The following is a 16277-nucleotide window of genomic DNA, read 5'->3' on the forward strand; positions in this document are numbered from 1 at the left end:
TCACTCATTTTTCGAAGGGCAATTGCATGGCCAGTAATGGACTGTCGGGTATGGAGAAAAAAGTCGCTTTTTCGTTAGCCAGTGTGTTTGGTTTACGAATGATGGGGCTATTTATGATTATGCCTGTCTTCGCGTTGTACGGTCAGCACTTAGAGGGATTTTCACCCTTGTGGGTTGGCATTGCGATTGGTGCTTACGGACTGACTCAAGCTGTATTACAAATTCCTATGGGCATGTTATCCGACAAATATGGCCGCAAGCCCATTATTTTAGGCGGTCTAGTGTTGTTTGCTGTCGGCAGTTTAATTGCCGCTTCATCGGATCATATTTACGGTGTGGTATTTGGCCGTGCAGTACAAGGTATGGGCGCTATTGCTGCTGCCGTATTGGCATTAGCTGCCGACTTAACTCGCGATGAGCAACGCACCAAAGTGATGGCCGTTATTGGTATGTGCATTGGTTTTTCGTTTGCGCTGTCGCTACTTGTTGGGCCTATTGTGGCGCAATATATGGGGCTAACAGGGCTATTTTTATTAACTGCAGTGCTTGCGGTATTGGGCATGTTAATTGTGCAGTTTTTTGTGCCCAACCCGATAACCCAGGCCCCAAAAGGCGACACGGTTGCCACCCCGACTAAATTAAAGCGCATGTTGTTAGACCCGCAGCTATTTCGTTTAGACGCGGGGATTTTTATTTTACATTTGGTATTAACTGCGGTGTTTGTGGCGTTACCGCTCGATTTGGTGGATGCTGGTTTAGTTAAAGAAAAGCACTGGATGTTGTACTTCCCGGCGTTTGTAGGCGCCTTCTTTTTAATGGTGCCGTTAATCATTATTGGGGTGAAGCGTAACAATACCAAAACCATGTTCCAGTTATCGCTGTTAATCATGATGTTGGCATTAGCAACCATGGGCATTTTTGCCGACAATATTTGGATGTTAAGTGCTGCGGTTGTGTTGTTTTTTACTGGTTTTAATTACCTTGAAGCGTCGTTGCCAAGCTTAATTGCTAAATTTTGCCCTGTGGGTGAAAAAGGCTCTGCAATGGGAGTGTATTCAACCAGCCAATTTTTAGGTGCATTTTGTGGCGGTATGCTTGGCGGTGGTGCATATCAGTTAGTGGGTGCATCTGGTGTGTTTTTTGTGGCACTTGGGCTAATGTTTGTTTGGCTATTACTGACGATTGGCATGCAAAAACCTGTATTGTTAAAAAGCTATACTCTTGAAGCCAATATAAAAGATAAAAACGATGCGCAAATTATGGCCGCCGAGCTGTCGCAATTGGCTGGCGTGGTTGAAGCCATTGTGGTGCTTGAAGAGAAGGTCGCTTATTTAAAGGCTGATGATAAATTCAATTTAAGCGAAGCCCGAGCTGTGTTAGGCTCTGTACAATAGATCGTGTAGATCATTTCGTTTAGAATTCAGATACAGTAAATAGATATAAATCTCAGGAGATTTCGATGGCTAGTCGTGGTGTGAATAAAGTGATTTTGGTCGGTAACTTAGGTAAAGATCCTGAGGTTCGTTACATGCCAAACGGCAACGCCGTAGCCAACTTTACAATAGCGACAAGTGAGTCGTGGAAAGACCAACAAGGTCAAGTGCAAGAACGCACTGAATGGCACAACATTGTAATGTACCGTCGCCTGGCTGAAATTGCTGGCGAGTACTTAAAAAAAGGCTCTAAGGTTTATCTTGAAGGTAAATTACAGACCAGCAAGTGGCAAGATCAAGCTACTGGTCAAGACCGCTACAAAACCGAAATCAACGCCCTAGAAATGCAAATGCTCGACAGTCGTAATTCAGGTGATAATGCCGGTGGCCAAGGTCAGTATAATCAAAGCCAAGGTCAAAGCCAGTACGCTCAAAACCAGGGGCAAGGTCAGAGCCAGCAATCGCGTCCTGCACCAGCAGCGCCACAACCTCGTGCTCAACAGTATAATCAAACTGCACCAGCATCTGCAGGCAATGCTTATCAAGGTCAACAAGGTGGTTATCAGCAACCTGCGCCAGCGCAACAAGCTCCTGCTTATGCACCTAAGCCAGCAGCGGCTCCACAAGGTAATTTCCAACCTCAAAATGCACCAACGCAGCGCCCAGCGCCACAGCCTGCACAAAACTTCACTCCAGATTTGGATGAAGGTTGGGATGACGATATTCCGTTCTAATTCACGGTAAACCTAATAATGTAGATAAAACTGGTACAGAAAAGCCTTGACGGTAACGCCAAGGCTTTTTTATTGACTCTACTATTGAGCTTTTATGTTGAGTGGTTAAGTGCACTCTTTATGGTGGTTTTTAGGTTTTGCATAAAGGTTTTAAAGTGCGGCATAAAATCGATAAACAGTGGGTGTTTACGGTTATGCATCATCAGCGGGCCTAATAAACGTAAACCAACACTTAATTGAGTGGCTTCTGACTCTGGCAGCCCACTGCCCATTTTAAGGTTTTCAACGAGTTTAAATAAATCTTCTCGGTCTTGAAGTTCAAACTGTAACTGCTGAATACTGTGTTGATTTTCATCAAGATGTTCAACAGTAATACGATATTGATTGTCTTTGCTCATGGGAAATACCTCAGATTAACTTTTTAAAAATCGTTCAATTTTAGGTTTGATGGTTAATGAGGTAATGACCATTAACGTTAAGCCTAGTGGTAGCGCGGCGAGTAGTGCATCAAGCCAGTGGCTAAACAGTGCCGCTTGACTACTCAATCCAATATTATTAATGGCTGTAGACAGTGCCATTGCAGACTCCATTGTGATTGCCATCAATAACCCGACAATAATGTTGCGCTTTTTCTCGCTGGTATTAGGTAACCATTTTTCAATGGTATGTGTTAAAAAGGCCATTAAGATAAACCCTGCTGGCATCACGGTAACTGCGGCTATCAAAAACGAGACAAACCAGTCGCGAAAGAATGTGTCGCTGTACCCTAAGTTGATGTAGGTCATTAAACCAATGAGTGAACCGCCCATGACAGTCATCATTGCAAATACAACGATAATTTTATAAATGATAGGGGTTTGCTTTGGAGAGCTATGAGGGATAGATATAACCGATTGTGCGTTCATTTTTGTTTCTCAAATAATTAAAATAAGATTATGTTGATAAAGTCAACTATATTGCTAGTTGTTGATAAAGTCAACTTAATTGTGTTTTGTGAATGGTCAGCTAAGCATTTTTATGTGCGGCAGGAAATTTTTGCCAAGAAACTGTGGTCAATATTGATCACATAAATGAGTTGTTCTTATAAGGGTGGATATAATGCAAAAAAATGTTGTGAGTCAGATTGCCTTAATGGTTGCATTGCTTGCTGGCGTTGCCGCAGTTTTGATGATTTTTGGGTCATCAATGGGGTTGTGGGAACCGATAACGGGTTTTGTTGCAAGCCGTACATACAATAATGTACTGGGTTATATTGTGGTGGCGGTCGCTCTGGTGAGTTTGCTGGTTGGGTTTATGATTAAAACTGATACTCCTAAAGCCCGCGGCACAGGTAAGTCTGTTGTGGCATTGTTTATTGGCCTTGGCATGTTGTCACCAATGCTGATGGGCTTGATTGTTGAGCCAGTAAAATATCCACCTATTCATGATATTACGACAAACACAGAGACACCGCCGCAATTTATCTTTTTAACCGATAGCCGTATAGGTGCTAAAAATACGTTAGTGTATGGTGGGCCAGAGATTGCTGCGCAGCAATTACAGGCATATCCAGATATTCAACCTATTATGTCTGAGTTAAACACCGAGGCTGCGTTTAACAAAGCCCTTGATGTGGCGAAAGCTATGGGGTGGGCGATTGTGGATCAACAACCGCAAACCCAGCGCTTTGAAGCGACGGCCAGAACGCCTTTTTTCAATTTTGCCGATGATGTTGTGGTGGTGGTGACGAGTGTAGAGCAGGGCAGCCGTATTGATCTGCGCAGTGTATCGCGTATTGGTCGAGGAGATGCGGGAGTTAATGCAAAGCGTATCAAAGAATTTAGTCAACGCTTTGCTGAATCACTCTAGGGTCTGTTGATCTTTGCTGGTTGAATTTTGTTCGAGTTAAAAACGTGTTAATCGAGGCGAATGGATTGAAGCCTAGTCACCTAAGCAAAATCTATTCAACAAAGAGTAAAACGTTTTTAGCCGAACCCAGTGGGCAGCGTTTGTTGGTCATTTTTACTGCTTTATCGACTTTTTATGTAGAATAACTACACTTCAAAGTCTCTGCCTTGTATAAAAGACCAACAACTCGCTGCAAAAACAACCTTGAAAGATCAAAAGACCCTAGAATCATGACCATTGTCGTTTACGTTAAAGGGCACTTAGGTGCTCTTTTTTATGGGCAGGCAGTGGTATTCGTTGTCATAAGATGACATTTGTCATCCTTGATTGCTGACAAAGTGCACTGCAATCCAAAGAGTAGTTTGCTGATAATGAATCCATACCAACAAGGAGGCTTTATCATGCAACATAAATCATTGGATCAACAATTAATTGAATATCGTCAACAACGTGCATTGGCGATGCCGTTATCAGGCATGATTGTTTGGAGTATGTTATTTGTTTTAAGCTTTATGTTACCCGCTTCGCAAATGGTAATGGCCATTTTTATCGGTACAGGCTCAATTGTATATTTGGCCATGGGGATATCTAAGCTAACGGGGGAAAGCTTTGGCTTTAAGAAAACAGCTGACCGCAATTGGTTCGACAATGTGTTTCTCGCTGCAGTGGGGATGAGTTTTTTAACCTTTGGCATTAGCATTCCATTTTTTATGGAAAACTATCTTGCACTCCCTTTTGTATTAGCCATTCAAACTGGGCTGATGTGGCTGGTACATGGCGTGATAGCGGCACAAAAAATTGCTATAGCACATGCCGTTGTTCGTACCATTGCTTGTGTTGTTGCCTTTCAATTATGGCCAGAATTAAGCTTTCAAATTCAGCCGTTAATTGTGGTGTTGTGTTACGGGTTTACTATTCCGGTGATGGAGTCTCATTGGTGCCAACAGCAAAAATTAACCATGAGTGTTTAACGCGAAACCACTAAAAGCCACAGCACTAAGCTGTGGTTATAAGCAATAATGGTTAACCGACGCGCCACAAAACACGATTATTTTTCCCAAACAACTGCCGACCATTGCCCAAATGAATCAGGCATTAGTCGATGAGGCCATGAGCCGCACTGCAAATAATCAAACTGCGGCTGCGCAAATGTTGGGGATCAGTCAAAGTGCCCTGAGTCGACGCTTAAAAGGGCATTAAGGTTGTTGGTGTTGGCTAAGTTGACTCGATTTGTGCGCCGCGAGGTGCTGGGGTTGGGTGGTGGCTAGCCAGATTTTTAATTCATCTAACGGCATAGGCCGAGCAAAATAATAACCTTGAATTTGATGGCAACCAAGTTGCAAAAGCTTATGAACTTCAACTTCAGTTTCTACACCTTCGGCAATCAAATTCATGCCTAATTCTCTGCCGATATTAATAATATTTTTTACCATTACGTGATCATCTTGCCTTAAAGGGACCACAAAACTACGATCAATTTTTAAGGTGTCAAAGGGTAAGTTTTTTAATCGTTCAAGCGATGAGTACCCTGTGCCAAAGTCATCTAAATGAAATTTAAATCCGTGTCCTACTAGGCTTTGCATGGTGGGTAAAATCTCAGTTTCAGATTCGGCAATCATACTTTCGGTAAGCTCTAAATGCAGGGCACAAGCCGGTAAATGGTATTTCTCAATGCATTCAATGATATCTTTGGTCAGATCTGAATCCCTAAACTGCCTTAATGACAAATTGACATTGCACTGCAGTTGCGGGTAATCAATTCGCAGTTCTTGTAGCGCAGCGCCAACCTTATCAAATACTTGGCGACCTAGTTTTGTGATCATCCCTGATGCCTCAGCAATACTAATAAATTCATTTGGTGGGATAAACTCACTGCTTAACCGCCAACGGGAGAGTGCTTCTAGGCCAATAACACACCCCTTTTGGGCATCAATGATGGGCTGAAACCAAATGGCTAATTCTTGTTCATTTAGGGCTTCTCGCAAAGCTTGTTCAAGTTGCATACGGCGAGAAACAATATCAAGGAAGTTAATTTTAAAGGCGACGACCTGGTTTTTTCCTCTGCGTTTGGCTTCGTACATGGCGAGATCGGCATTGCGAATGACATCTTCTTTCGATAATCCGTATTTGAGTGATGCTATCCCGATTGATGCGTGTAAATTGAGTTTATGTCCTTCATATTCAAAAGATTTTGCAATATGTTTAAGTAACTGTTCTGCAAATGAATGAGCGGAGTCTGGGGTAGTATTTTCTAGTAAAATAGCAAATTCATCGCCCCCTAGACGCACCACGGTGTCATCAACGCGTACGAGTGAAGCCATTCTCTGGGCAATTAATTTAAGAATATAATCGCCAGCAGCGTGTCCTAACCCATCATTAAACAACTTAAAACCATCAAGATCGATTAGCAGTAAGGTACTGGTAAAATCTGGTGTTCGTGCGTGTTGTTGCATGTTGATGTCGAGTTTGGTCTGTAATAGACGTCGATTACCAATACCTGTGAGTGAGTCATGGTGGGCGATATGGCGCAAATCATTATGTCGAATTTCAACTTCGGCAATAAATTCATTCAGTGATTGTGCAAGATTATCTAATTCATCATGGCCTTTTAGTGGCCAGCGAATAAGGGAGTGCGGCTCTTGCCTGTATTGGTCTGCAAGGGTTGAGAATAGATGCAGTCGGTTTAATACCTTAAAGTGTACAATCCAATAATTTCCAATGAGTGAAACCAGCGTTAAACCAGCCACACTTAACAATAATAAGGTAAAGGTGAGCTCCCGTTCCGCCTTTAGGTGTGTGCCACCTTGTACTTCAGTTTTGGCGGCCAATCCCGTTAAGGTTTGTGTGGCTAACCATTGTTTGTTGCCATTGTTATCTTGCTGTATCACTAACGATGTTGGTTGTGCAGTGGCTTGGCTTGGGACTAATTGAAAAGGCACCAATGTTAATGCCCGCAAACCATTTAAAAGCGGCTCATCTAAAATGCGAATAAAAAATAAATAACCGCTTGTTGGGGCATTTTTGAAACTATTGGTAATCGCGACACCAGAAATTAATATACCGACGTTATTGTGCCAAACGATTTTACTGGTCACGGTTGTTTGGTCTGGTGACATGAGTGACGGTAACACAGGCTGCAAGCTAGCCCATAAGTCCTCTGACATTGGCACTAATACTCCAGCTTGTTTCACAAGCGCAGGTGTGACTAATTTGCCATTTAAATCTGTAATAATTAAGCCGTTGACTTGGATGTTATCAAGCGCTTCAGGGGTGTAATCTTCGTTTATATGATTAGGGTTGTTGCCCAAAACAAATTGTTGGGTATCATCCCAGTGAGCGTAGTCCACCAAGCTGGCTTCAAACGCCAAATTATTTTGCTCAAATACCCCATTAACCCGCATCAATTGTTGCTCGTAAAATTTTGCGTCAAAATTATCAAAGCGTGCATTAATTAATTGGCTGGAAACCCAGAGAAAACAAGCGCCTACACATATCAAAAGTGCTGCCATGGCGTAAAGCATCCATCGTCCAAGACTGCTGGTAATTGTTTGATTTTGTGCTATCGCCATACAACGCATTCCTTGATAACAATTAACCAGTGAGCCCAAGAGAGGTATTTAATAATCTTTTAAACAGAATAGGTTAAAAATTCAAGATAATAAATATCACGCTAAGAGATTATCAGTATGAGTGACAATTTGTCATTCAGAGAATGACTCAACCGCGATGTGTTATATACGCTCCATATCGTAATCCCCCATTGTTTACCTGAGGTCTGTTGATCTTTGCAGGTTGAATTTTGTTCGAGTTAAAAACGTTTTAATCGAGGCGAATGGATTGTAGCCTAGTCACCTAAGCAACTCTTTATTTGTAAAGCATCGTTCAACAAAGAGTAAAACGTTTTTAGCCGAACCCTGTGGGCAGCGTTTGTTGGTCATTTTTACTGCGTTATCGACTTTTTATGTAGAATAACTACACCTCAAAGTTTCTGCCGCGCACTTGTATATGAGTAATGGCCAACAATTCGCTGCAAAAACAATCTTGAAAGGTCAACAGGCCCTAGCACTTTGCTAACACATCGATTCTTTTGCGCGTTTAATCTTTGTCTTAACCCCTTCTTAACCTGCCTGTGAGTATGCTGGTGCCATTGTTGTGTCATACACACGTTTGGAGTCGCAAATCATGATGGTAAAACCCGCTTTACGATACGCAATGCTTGCACTGATGGTGTCTGCCCTTTTAGGGTGCAGCAGCGTTGACTATAACAATTATAGTGAGCAGGCGAGCCAAACTGAGGCCGATATCAGTCAAGGATTATTGGCGCAGTTGTTGGCAGAGTCTGCAACGAGAACCCCACAAACGTCTGTGGCGACGTTAACCGATTTAGTGAATGTGCCTCAGTTACAGCAGTTTATTACTCGCGCACTAGCAAACAATCCGAGTTTGCAGCAAAGCGTGGTCGCGTTAAATATGGCATACGCCCAGCATGGTATTACCTCTGCAAGTCGCTTACCCTCAGTTGCTGCTGGCTTTAGTGGCTCAGCAACTGAAGACAGTGACGACAGCTACACCACCGACATCACCGTCAGTTGGGAATTAGATTTATGGCAAAAAATTGCCGACAGCAGTAATGCAGCATTAAAAGACATTGCAAGTTCACAAGCCAGTTTACAAAGCGCAAAAGATTTAGTCGCTGCTAATGTGATGCGCAGTTGGTTGGATATCAGCCTAAAGCAACAATTAGTGGCCATTGAAACCCAGCGCTTAGCCGTACTCGACAATAATCAGGCGCTGATCATGGCGCGTTATAGAGTGGGGCTAGGTAGCCTAGAAGACCTTGATAACGCCAGTACCAGTGCGGCGAGTACTCGAGCAACTTTGGCGAGTTACCAAGAGCAACTTGCCCAAAGTCAGCGTGAGTTAACCTTGTTAACCGGACAATGGACAGGCAAGGATTTAGCTGCCGAGGTCGCCGCGCAATTTCCGACGGTATTAAACCCAATCAGCTCACTTGGACAGCAAACACTGGGGCGTCGGCCTGACATTCAGGCCGCATTTTATAATATTGAAGCCGAATCATTACGTACCGATGCCGCTTATAAAGCCATGTTACCGTCAATTAGCTTAGCGGCCAGTTTAACCGATATTGCACAGTCGCCAAGTGACGCCTTACTCACGGGCCCTTTGTGGAGTGTGCTTGGGCAATTATCTGCACCAATATTTCAAGGTGGTCAGTTAACATCGCAAGCAGAACTAGCGCGATTAACCACCGAGCAGCGTTATTGGGTCTATCAAGAAACCTTACTGAATGCGGTTAACGAAGTTGAGAACACAGTTGGTCAAGAGTATTCCCTAGCCAAACAGCAGCAACATTTAACCGATGCACAACAAAGTGCCGAGCGCAGTGTGGTGAGTTACGAGCAAAAATACCGCCAAGGATTAGTTGATATTTTTGACCTGCTTACTGTGCAGCAGCAAACCTATGATATTGAAGCGCAACTTGCCACCACCATTTATAACCGTCTTATAAACCGAATTGATTTAGGCCTGGCATTAGGTCTAGGGGTATCCGCATGAAGCTTAACCGTACAAACGTGATTGTGACTGTATTATCAGTGGGCAGCATTTTTGCTGCATTAGCTTATACCGCCTCCCAATTACCACCTGCACCTAATCAAAAGGCACCAGGTGCGCAGGCAACAGTAAAGCCGCTTGAAAAAACCGCTACCGCCGCATTACTACCGCAAGTTGGTGTCGTGGTGGTAACCGGCCAAGCTTATCAGGCAGAAGTGATTGGTTTTGGTGAAGCAAAACCGCGCTTCGAGTTAACATTAAGTGCTGAAGTTAGCGGTAAAGTGGTTGAGATTAATCGTCAATTTGAATCAGGCCAAGTGATCAAAAAAGGCACGGTACTTGGTAAAATCAATGACATTAGCTACCAGCAAGCATTAACCCAAGCGCAAACTGATGTTGCTCAGGCAGAACTGGATTTATTAGAAGAGCAACGCGAAGGCGAACAAGCAAAAGCGGAGTGGCTGCGTTCAGGGTTATCTGGCGAACCTGCATCACCGCTTGTATTGCGCACGCCACAATTAGCTCAAGCTAAAGCGGCATTAGACAATGCCAAGCAAGCACTTAAAAAAGCCCAGCAAGATCTGGCTTACACCCAAATTACCGCCCCCTTTGATGCCTTGATTGTTAGCCGCGATGTGCAGCCTGGCAGTTATGTGCAAACCGGCACTCAACTAGGGGCGTTATACAGTGTGGCTGAAGTTGAAGTGAGCGTGCCTTTGTCTGAACAACAATGGCAAAACTTACCCGCTTTTGATAACGCCACATTAGCCAAAACGCCCTGGAAAGTATCAATACAAAGCAGCGATGGTCTAACGCAATGGCCTGGTTATATTGAGCGCGTAGAGCAACATTTAACCCAAACCAGTCGCCAACGTTCATTAATTGTTGTCGTTGACAATCCATTAGAACAACCAATTGATTTGTATCCAGGCACCTTTGTTAAAACAGTGATTGCAGGCCAGGCGATAGATAATCTGTGGCAATTACCTTCGTCTGCTATTTCGCAGCAAGGCGATATCTGGTTTGTAGACCACAATGGCTTACTTGCAAAGTCTGCTGCCAAAGTTGCATTCGAAAAAGCCGGTTTTGTTTATGTTTCTCCCATTGTTATCGAGCACACTAACGAGCCGCACAGCATGCAAATAGTAAATCGCCCACTCAGTAATTTTAAGGTCGGCACTAAAGTGTTGGCTAAGGTAGAGGTGTAAGCCATGTTTGGAACCCAATCAACCCATACTGGTGCTATCGCATGGTTTGCGAGAAATTCTGTGGCGGCTAACTTGTTACTTATTGGCATGATAGTTGTTGGGCTTTTTTCGTTAAACAGCATGCGTAAAGAAGCGTTTCCGAGTTTAGAGCCAGATCGCGTCACAGTATCGGTTACCTATGACAGCGGCGATCCTGTATTAGCAGAAGAAGGCATCGCGATTAAAATTGAAGATGCCTTAGAGACCGTACCAGGTATTAAGCGTATTACCTCAACCTCTAATGCCAATGGCAGTAGTGTGATGATTGAGAAAACCAGCTCGTATGATTTAGATACCTTGCTCACCGACATTAAAACCAATGTCGACGCAATTTATAACTTTCCTAGCGAAGCTGAAAATCCGGTTATCGATAAAATGCGCATGCAAGATCATGCGCTGTGGATTGAAATTTATGGCAACGCTGACCGCGCCACATTACAGGCGTTAGCCGAACAGCTTAAGTCGGACTTACTCAGCCAAGACGCGATTCATGACCTTGAAATTAAAGCCAAAGCTGAGCCGATGATTTCAATCGAAGTGGACGAGGCTAAGCTACAAGCCTACGGCTTAACCTTAGCGTCTGTTGCCAGCGCGGTAAACGCAGAGTCGTCTACGTCTATTTCGACCAGCTTATACAACGATGACAAAACCGTGCGCTTAAAAGTGTCAGATCAGGCTTATCAGCAGCAAGATTTTATGGCATTGCCTATTGTTACAACCAGCCAGGGTTCGATAATCACCCTAGGTGATATAGCCACAGTAAAAGACGATTTTGCCGACGACACATTTGTATTGTCACGTTATAACAATGCCAACTCAAGTGCGATTGAAATTGTGATGGATGAAAATGGCGACATTGTTAACATTGTTGAACAAGCAAGCCAAGTCGTCGAAAAATGGAGAAACGCTAACGTCTTGCCTGAGGGAGTCAGTATTGCGACTTGGCATGATAAAAGCACATTAATTACCGAGCGTTTAAGCTTATTAGTTAAAAATGCCCTTAGCGGTATTGCGTTAGTGTTTATTATTTTGGCGTTGTTTTTAAACTTGCGAGTGGCGTTTTGGGTCGCAGCCGGTTTACCGTTTGTGTTTTTTGGCACCTTGTTTTTTATGGGCAATTCGTTTGCCGGTTTAACCTTAAATGAGATGACCACCTTTGGCTTTATTATGGCGTTGGGGATTGTGGTCGATGACGCGGTTGTGGTTGGTGAGAGCGTTTACAGCACCAGACAAAAATACGGCGACACGATTGATAACACCATTAAAGGCACGTTAAAGGTGGCAACACCGACCATTTTTGGCGTATTAACAACCGTGGTGGCGTTTGTGGCTTTGGCCAATGTAGAAGGGCGCTTAGGGCAGATTTATGCTCAGTTTGGCACGGTAGTGGCAATATGTTTAATGTTGTCGCTGGTGGAATCTAAGTTTATTTTACCGTCGCATTTAGCCCATATTGATACTAAAAAGCGTGCTAAAAAATCTTGGTTTAATCATATTCAGCATGCGGCCGACAGTGGTTTACAGTGGTCTAGCCGAGTCATTTACCAACCACTTATTGAGTTTGCGCTGCGTTTTCGTTATGCCGTTGTTATGGTGTTTATAGCATTATTTATTATTGTGGCAGGCATGCCAATCACTGGCAGCGTGAGGGTGGCGTTTTTTCCTGATATTACTGGCGATACCGCCGTTGCAGATTTTTCGATGCAAAATGACGCCAGTTTTGGTCAAACTTACAAAAACCTAACAACCTTAGAGCATGCTGCTAAGCAAGTTGACGCGGAATTGGCCGCCCAATTTAACCATAACGATGAAGCTAAAGACAGTTACCTGACCAGTTTACATGTATTGGCCAGTAGCAGTGACTCAGGCCAGGTGCAGGTCGAGCTTGACCCAAATAGCCCGTACACCCTTAAAGCATTTACACTCAAATGGACCGAGGCTGTTGGTCAAATGGAAGGAGTTAAAAAATTTAAGGTGTTAGCAAAACAAGAAATGCTCGATAACTTCAAAGTTGAAATTAAAGCCAGCGATACTGAGTCTGTTTTTGCCGCAGGCCAGGCACTTAAAGCTGCAATTGAGGTGATGGACGGTGTCAGTGGCATTGATAACAACCTTGACTTAGGTGAGCCGCAATATCGCTTTGAATTAACGGCACAAGGTCGCGCTTTAGGTTTTGATACCGAAACCTTATCTGCTCAAGTGTTACAGTCATTTGGTGGCGGCGTGGTACAGCGTTTTCAACGGGGTAAAGATGAAGTCAAAGTGCGTGTACGTTACCCAGACGAAGACCGCCAAACTATTAGTGATGTCAAACTTGCTAATGTGCGCACTAGTGACGGAACCATAGTGCCATTAAGCCATGTAGCCGATATTTTTAACGACTATCAGCCATCGAGTATCACTCGTATTGACAGCCAACGAGCAGTGTACATTAGTGCGGTGTTAGACAAAGACAAAATTGCCTCTAATGAGTTAGTCAGCCAGCTTAAGCAAACGTTAGTGCCGCAATTAGAAGTGCAATACCCTGGCGTGAGTTTCAATTTTGCCGGCGAAGCTGAACAACAAGCGGAAACCACAAGCTCGATAGAGTCGATGTTTGTGTTAGCGTTAATCGCTATTTATGCTTTATTGGCTATTCCGCTTAAGTCGTATGTGCAACCGGTTATCATCATGACCGCGATCCCATTTGGCATAGTCGGTGCGATTTTAGGCCATTGGTGGAATGACTTAACCATCAGTATTTTATCGTTAAATGGTATATTGGCCTTAAGTGGTGTGGTGGTAAACGACAGCCTTTTATTGGTGTCGCGTTTTAACGAATTGCTTAAAGAAGAAGGCTTGTCGATACACGATGCCATTGTTGAGTCATGTACCGGACGCCTACGTGCAGTATTGCTCACATCGGTGACCACGTTTGCAGGGTTAGCACCATTATTAGGCGAAACCTCATTACAGGCGCAGTTTTTAATTCCTGCGGCAGCAGCACTGGGGTATGGTATTTTGTTTGCCACTGTGATCACCTTGATTTTGACGCCGTCATTGTTGTTGATTCAATGTGAAACAAACGAGTTTATCACCAATATCATGAATAAATTACGCCCTAATCATGACGCGACAGCGCCAGTATAAAGCCAAGGAGCCAGTTCGATGACAACCGATAAGTTACAGTTATTACTGGTTGAAGATGATCTCGATCTTGCCACAGCGGTAATTGAGTATTTAGAACTTGAAGACATCTTGTGCGATCACAGTGCTAATGGTTTGGCTGGGCTGCATTTAATTCAGCAAAACCATTACGACGCGATTATTTTGGATTTAAATTTACCCAAAATGAATGGTCTGCAAGTGTGTGAATCTATTCGCGCAGAGGGCATTGATGTACCAGTGTTAATGCTCACCGCGCGTGACACCCTAGATGATAAGCTTACCGGCTTTGCTAATGGGACGGACGATTATTTAGTGAAGCCATTTGCTATGGAAGAGCTTATTGTCAGGATTAAAGTGTTGGCCCGTAGACGCAGTGGTCAGGTGCAACGCCTTACCCTGGCCGACTTAAGTGTTGATGTACAGCAAAAGCAGGCTTTTCGTCATAACGTCGAATTAAAGCTGTCGCCGACCGCATTGAAAATTTTAACCGTATTACTGCGCGCCAGCCCCAATCCTGTGTCGCGGGAAAAGTTAATGCAAATGGTATGGGGCGATGAACAACCCGACAGTAACAGCTTAAAAGTACACATTTTTAATTTGCGTAAGCAAGTGGATGCAGACCATGACAACAAGCTACTGCACACAGTGAGTGGCTACGGTTTTGCAATAAAGGAATCTGATAGGCCATGAAGATACTCCCGAGCATTCGCTTATATGTGATACTGGCTATGCTGGTGACCGGTATTGGAACCATTTTGAGTTTGTCAGCGCTGAGTTTGCACTACTTTGTTGCCGGTATGGATTCATCGATGCGGATTGCTTTGTATGCTCAAGCCCAGCAACAAAATGTGTCGGACGGCAAGCCATATCAGTTTGATGCATTTACTGTTGCCAGTCGTTGGCAAGACTTGCCTGAAACCGTGCGCCAAATCATGTTAGCGCCACCCACAGAATTTAATGTGTTAAATAAGACCATTGTAGGCGGTAATCTCATTACTCCGCCTGATGTCGGCTATTTTACCATGAAAGTACAATACGGTACTGAAACACGCTTTGTATCCACCGTATTTGAACGCGAAAAAATCGGCGCGTTTAAGCGACAAGGTCCTCCGTATTTTTTAATCATTTTTCTCACCGCAATCCTGGGTATTTTGGCCTTTGCAGTTGTACTCATTTTGGTGATACGTCGTGTAACGCAGCCAGTAGAGCGACTCAAGAACTGGGCGAAAGGCCTCACCACTGAGGAGCTTGAGCAGCCAACGCCAGATTTTCACTACAGCGAGCTGAATACGTTAGCGTCAATCATTAAAACCAGCTTAAGCACAGTGCAAGAGAGCCTAGCCCGCGAGCAGCAGTTTTTAAGTTACGCCAGCCATGAGCTGCGCACGCCTATTGCCGTGGTTCGTACCAATACAGAGCTATTACAAAAAATGATCAGCAAAGGGGTTAGCGCAGACAAACAAGCACAGGTGGTTAGCCGTATAGAGCGTGCGGGTATCACCATGACAGACTTAACTGAAACCTTATTATGGCTGACACGGCGCGAAGGAAAAAGTTTACCGCTTAATGAGGTGCAATTAGGCCCGCTTATTCGTCAACTTGTGCAGGATTTAGCTTACTTAACCCACGGCAAAAATATTGAACTTAACATTTCGACAGATGAATCGTCACAGCAATTACCCAGTACCTTATGCCGCATTATTATGACTAATCTTATTCGTAATGCATTACAGCACACGCAAGAAGGCTCGGTGACCATTGAGCAGTCGGCAACATCGGTCAGCGTGATTAATCAGTCTGAAGCTCAGACCAGCAGCAGTGACGATTTAGGTTTTGGGTTGGGGCTTGAGCTTACTACGCGCTTAATTGCGCAATATGATTGGCCATATCAAAACATTGAAACCAATCGGGGGCGTAAGGTGACCATCGACTTTACTAGAGCACCTACTGGATAAAAACTCAGCAGCTACATTTATCGTTATAGGTAAATTCGTCATCATTGCTGTCTTGTTTAAATCGAATTCATTCGGTCGAATGCCAGTATATCGCGCTTAAGCCCTTTACGATTACAGATAGATGCCCGGCTCTACTTTGACTCGCTCTGCACATCAGCCACAGAGAACGCCCTGCGACAATCTCCACTCCCTCTTTTTGGCAACTGGTTGACATAGAAAATATATATTTTAAATGCTAATCGAGTAGTGATTTGAGATTCCTTTCAATCATACCAGTGTTGACCTTATACCATTATGCAT

At 43.8% G+C, this 16277-nt stretch carries 12 protein-coding genes and 2 pseudogenes; 11 read left to right on the forward strand and 3 right to left on the reverse strand.

Annotation, left to right across the window (positions count from 1 at the left end):
- Positions 1-26 precede the first annotated feature (26 nt).
- Positions 27-1394, forward strand: coding sequence for an MFS transporter (locus tag L2703_RS09305; RefSeq protein WP_248970824.1), 1368 nt, complete (start codon positions 27-29; stop codon positions 1392-1394).
- A gap of 65 nt (positions 1395-1459) precedes the next feature.
- Entirely contained in the window at positions 1460-2167 is a 708-nt protein-coding gene (locus L2703_RS09310; protein WP_248970825.1) for a single-stranded DNA-binding protein, read from the forward strand.
- Positions 2168-2259: 92 nt separating this feature from the next.
- Here the strand turns inward: L2703_RS09310 and L2703_RS09315 are convergent, their stop codons facing one another.
- Both L2703_RS09315 and L2703_RS09320 read right to left on the reverse strand, forming a co-directional pair.
- On the reverse strand, positions 2260-2565 hold the full coding sequence (locus L2703_RS09315) for a DUF3861 domain-containing protein (protein WP_248970826.1): 306 nt from the start codon (positions 2563-2565) through the stop codon (positions 2260-2262).
- Positions 2566-2580: 15 nt separating this feature from the next.
- On the reverse strand, positions 2581-3072 hold the full coding sequence (locus tag L2703_RS09320; RefSeq protein ID WP_248970827.1) for a DUF2798 domain-containing protein: 492 nt from the start codon (positions 3070-3072) through the stop codon (positions 2581-2583).
- A 193-nt stretch (positions 3073-3265) separates the two neighbouring features.
- On the opposite strand from L2703_RS09320, the gene L2703_RS09325 reads away from it, so the two are divergent.
- The 4 genes and pseudogenes from L2703_RS09325 to L2703_RS09340 form a co-directional block, all read left to right on the forward strand.
- Positions 3266-4015, forward strand: coding sequence for a DUF1499 domain-containing protein (locus L2703_RS09325; RefSeq protein ID WP_248970828.1), 750 nt, complete (start codon positions 3266-3268; stop codon positions 4013-4015).
- Positions 4016-4080: 65 nt separating this feature from the next.
- Positions 4081-4278 (forward strand): annotated as a pseudogene (locus tag L2703_RS09330) (hypothetical protein); the annotation flags it as partial.
- Positions 4279-4455: 177 nt separating this feature from the next.
- Positions 4456-5025, forward strand: a complete 570-nt coding sequence (locus tag L2703_RS09335) for a DUF7010 family protein (RefSeq protein ID WP_248970829.1) — start codon at positions 4456-4458, stop codon at positions 5023-5025.
- A gap of 58 nt (positions 5026-5083) precedes the next feature.
- Positions 5084-5254 (forward strand): annotated as a pseudogene (locus tag L2703_RS09340) (helix-turn-helix domain-containing protein); the annotation flags it as partial.
- On the opposite strand, the gene L2703_RS09345 reads toward L2703_RS09340, so the two are convergent.
- A complete protein-coding gene (locus L2703_RS09345; protein ID WP_248970830.1) occupies positions 5251-7623 on the reverse strand; it encodes a bifunctional diguanylate cyclase/phosphodiesterase in 2373 nt (790 codons plus the stop codon). The pseudogene L2703_RS09340 and the gene L2703_RS09345 overlap by 4 nt on opposite strands.
- Before the next feature lie 613 nt (positions 7624-8236).
- Here L2703_RS09345 and L2703_RS09350 point away from each other — a divergent pair.
- From L2703_RS09350 to L2703_RS09370, 5 genes are read left to right on the forward strand one after another with little or no spacing between them, the layout of a single operon-like run.
- Positions 8237-9631: a TolC family protein gene (locus L2703_RS09350; protein ID WP_248970831.1), complete on the forward strand. Its 1395-nt coding sequence runs from the start codon at positions 8237-8239 to the stop codon at positions 9629-9631.
- Positions 9628-10836 (forward strand): efflux RND transporter periplasmic adaptor subunit, encoded by a 1209-nt coding sequence (locus L2703_RS09355; protein WP_248970832.1) that lies wholly within the window; start codon positions 9628-9630, stop codon positions 10834-10836. Before L2703_RS09350 ends, L2703_RS09355 begins: the two co-directional genes overlap by 4 nt.
- 3 nt (positions 10837-10839) lie before the next feature.
- Positions 10840-14004, forward strand: coding sequence for an efflux RND transporter permease subunit (locus tag L2703_RS09360; protein WP_248970833.1), 3165 nt, complete (start codon positions 10840-10842; stop codon positions 14002-14004).
- Positions 14005-14022: 18 nt separating this feature from the next.
- Positions 14023-14712 carry a response regulator transcription factor gene (locus tag L2703_RS09365; protein WP_248970834.1) on the forward strand — a complete coding sequence of 230 codons (690 nt, stop codon included), beginning with the start codon at positions 14023-14025 and terminating at the stop codon, positions 14710-14712.
- On the forward strand, positions 14709-15977 hold the full coding sequence (locus L2703_RS09370) for a sensor histidine kinase (protein WP_248970835.1): 1269 nt from the start codon (positions 14709-14711) through the stop codon (positions 15975-15977). Before L2703_RS09365 ends, L2703_RS09370 begins: the two co-directional genes overlap by 4 nt.
- Positions 15978-16277 lie beyond the last annotated feature (300 nt).

Origin of the sequence: Shewanella basaltis (assembly GCF_023283885.1) — a bacterium.
GTDB classification, from domain to species: Bacteria; Pseudomonadota; Gammaproteobacteria; order Enterobacterales; family Shewanellaceae; genus Shewanella; species Shewanella basaltis.

Coding starts and splice junctions, on each gene's coding strand:
- L2703_RS09305 (WP_248970824.1), top strand. CDS start 27: ATGGCCAGTAATGGACTGTCGGGTATGGAGAAAAAAGTCGCTTTTTCG.
- L2703_RS09310 (WP_248970825.1), top strand. CDS start 1,460: ATGGCTAGTCGTGGTGTGAATAAAGTGATTTTGGTCGGTAACTTAGGT.
- L2703_RS09315 (WP_248970826.1), bottom strand. CDS start 2,565: ATGAGCAAAGACAATCAATATCGTATTACTGTTGAACATCTTGATGAA.
- L2703_RS09320 (WP_248970827.1), bottom strand. CDS start 3,072: ATGAACGCACAATCGGTTATATCTATCCCTCATAGCTCTCCAAAGCAA.
- L2703_RS09325 (WP_248970828.1), top strand. CDS start 3,266: ATGCAAAAAAATGTTGTGAGTCAGATTGCCTTAATGGTTGCATTGCTT.
- L2703_RS09335 (WP_248970829.1), top strand. CDS start 4,456: ATGCAACATAAATCATTGGATCAACAATTAATTGAATATCGTCAACAA.
- L2703_RS09345 (WP_248970830.1), bottom strand. CDS start 7,623: ATGGCGATAGCACAAAATCAAACAATTACCAGCAGTCTTGGACGATGG.
- L2703_RS09350 (WP_248970831.1), top strand. CDS start 8,237: ATGATGGTAAAACCCGCTTTACGATACGCAATGCTTGCACTGATGGTG.
- L2703_RS09355 (WP_248970832.1), top strand. CDS start 9,628: ATGAAGCTTAACCGTACAAACGTGATTGTGACTGTATTATCAGTGGGC.
- L2703_RS09360 (WP_248970833.1), top strand. CDS start 10,840: ATGTTTGGAACCCAATCAACCCATACTGGTGCTATCGCATGGTTTGCG.
- L2703_RS09365 (WP_248970834.1), top strand. CDS start 14,023: ATGACAACCGATAAGTTACAGTTATTACTGGTTGAAGATGATCTCGAT.
- L2703_RS09370 (WP_248970835.1), top strand. CDS start 14,709: ATGAAGATACTCCCGAGCATTCGCTTATATGTGATACTGGCTATGCTG.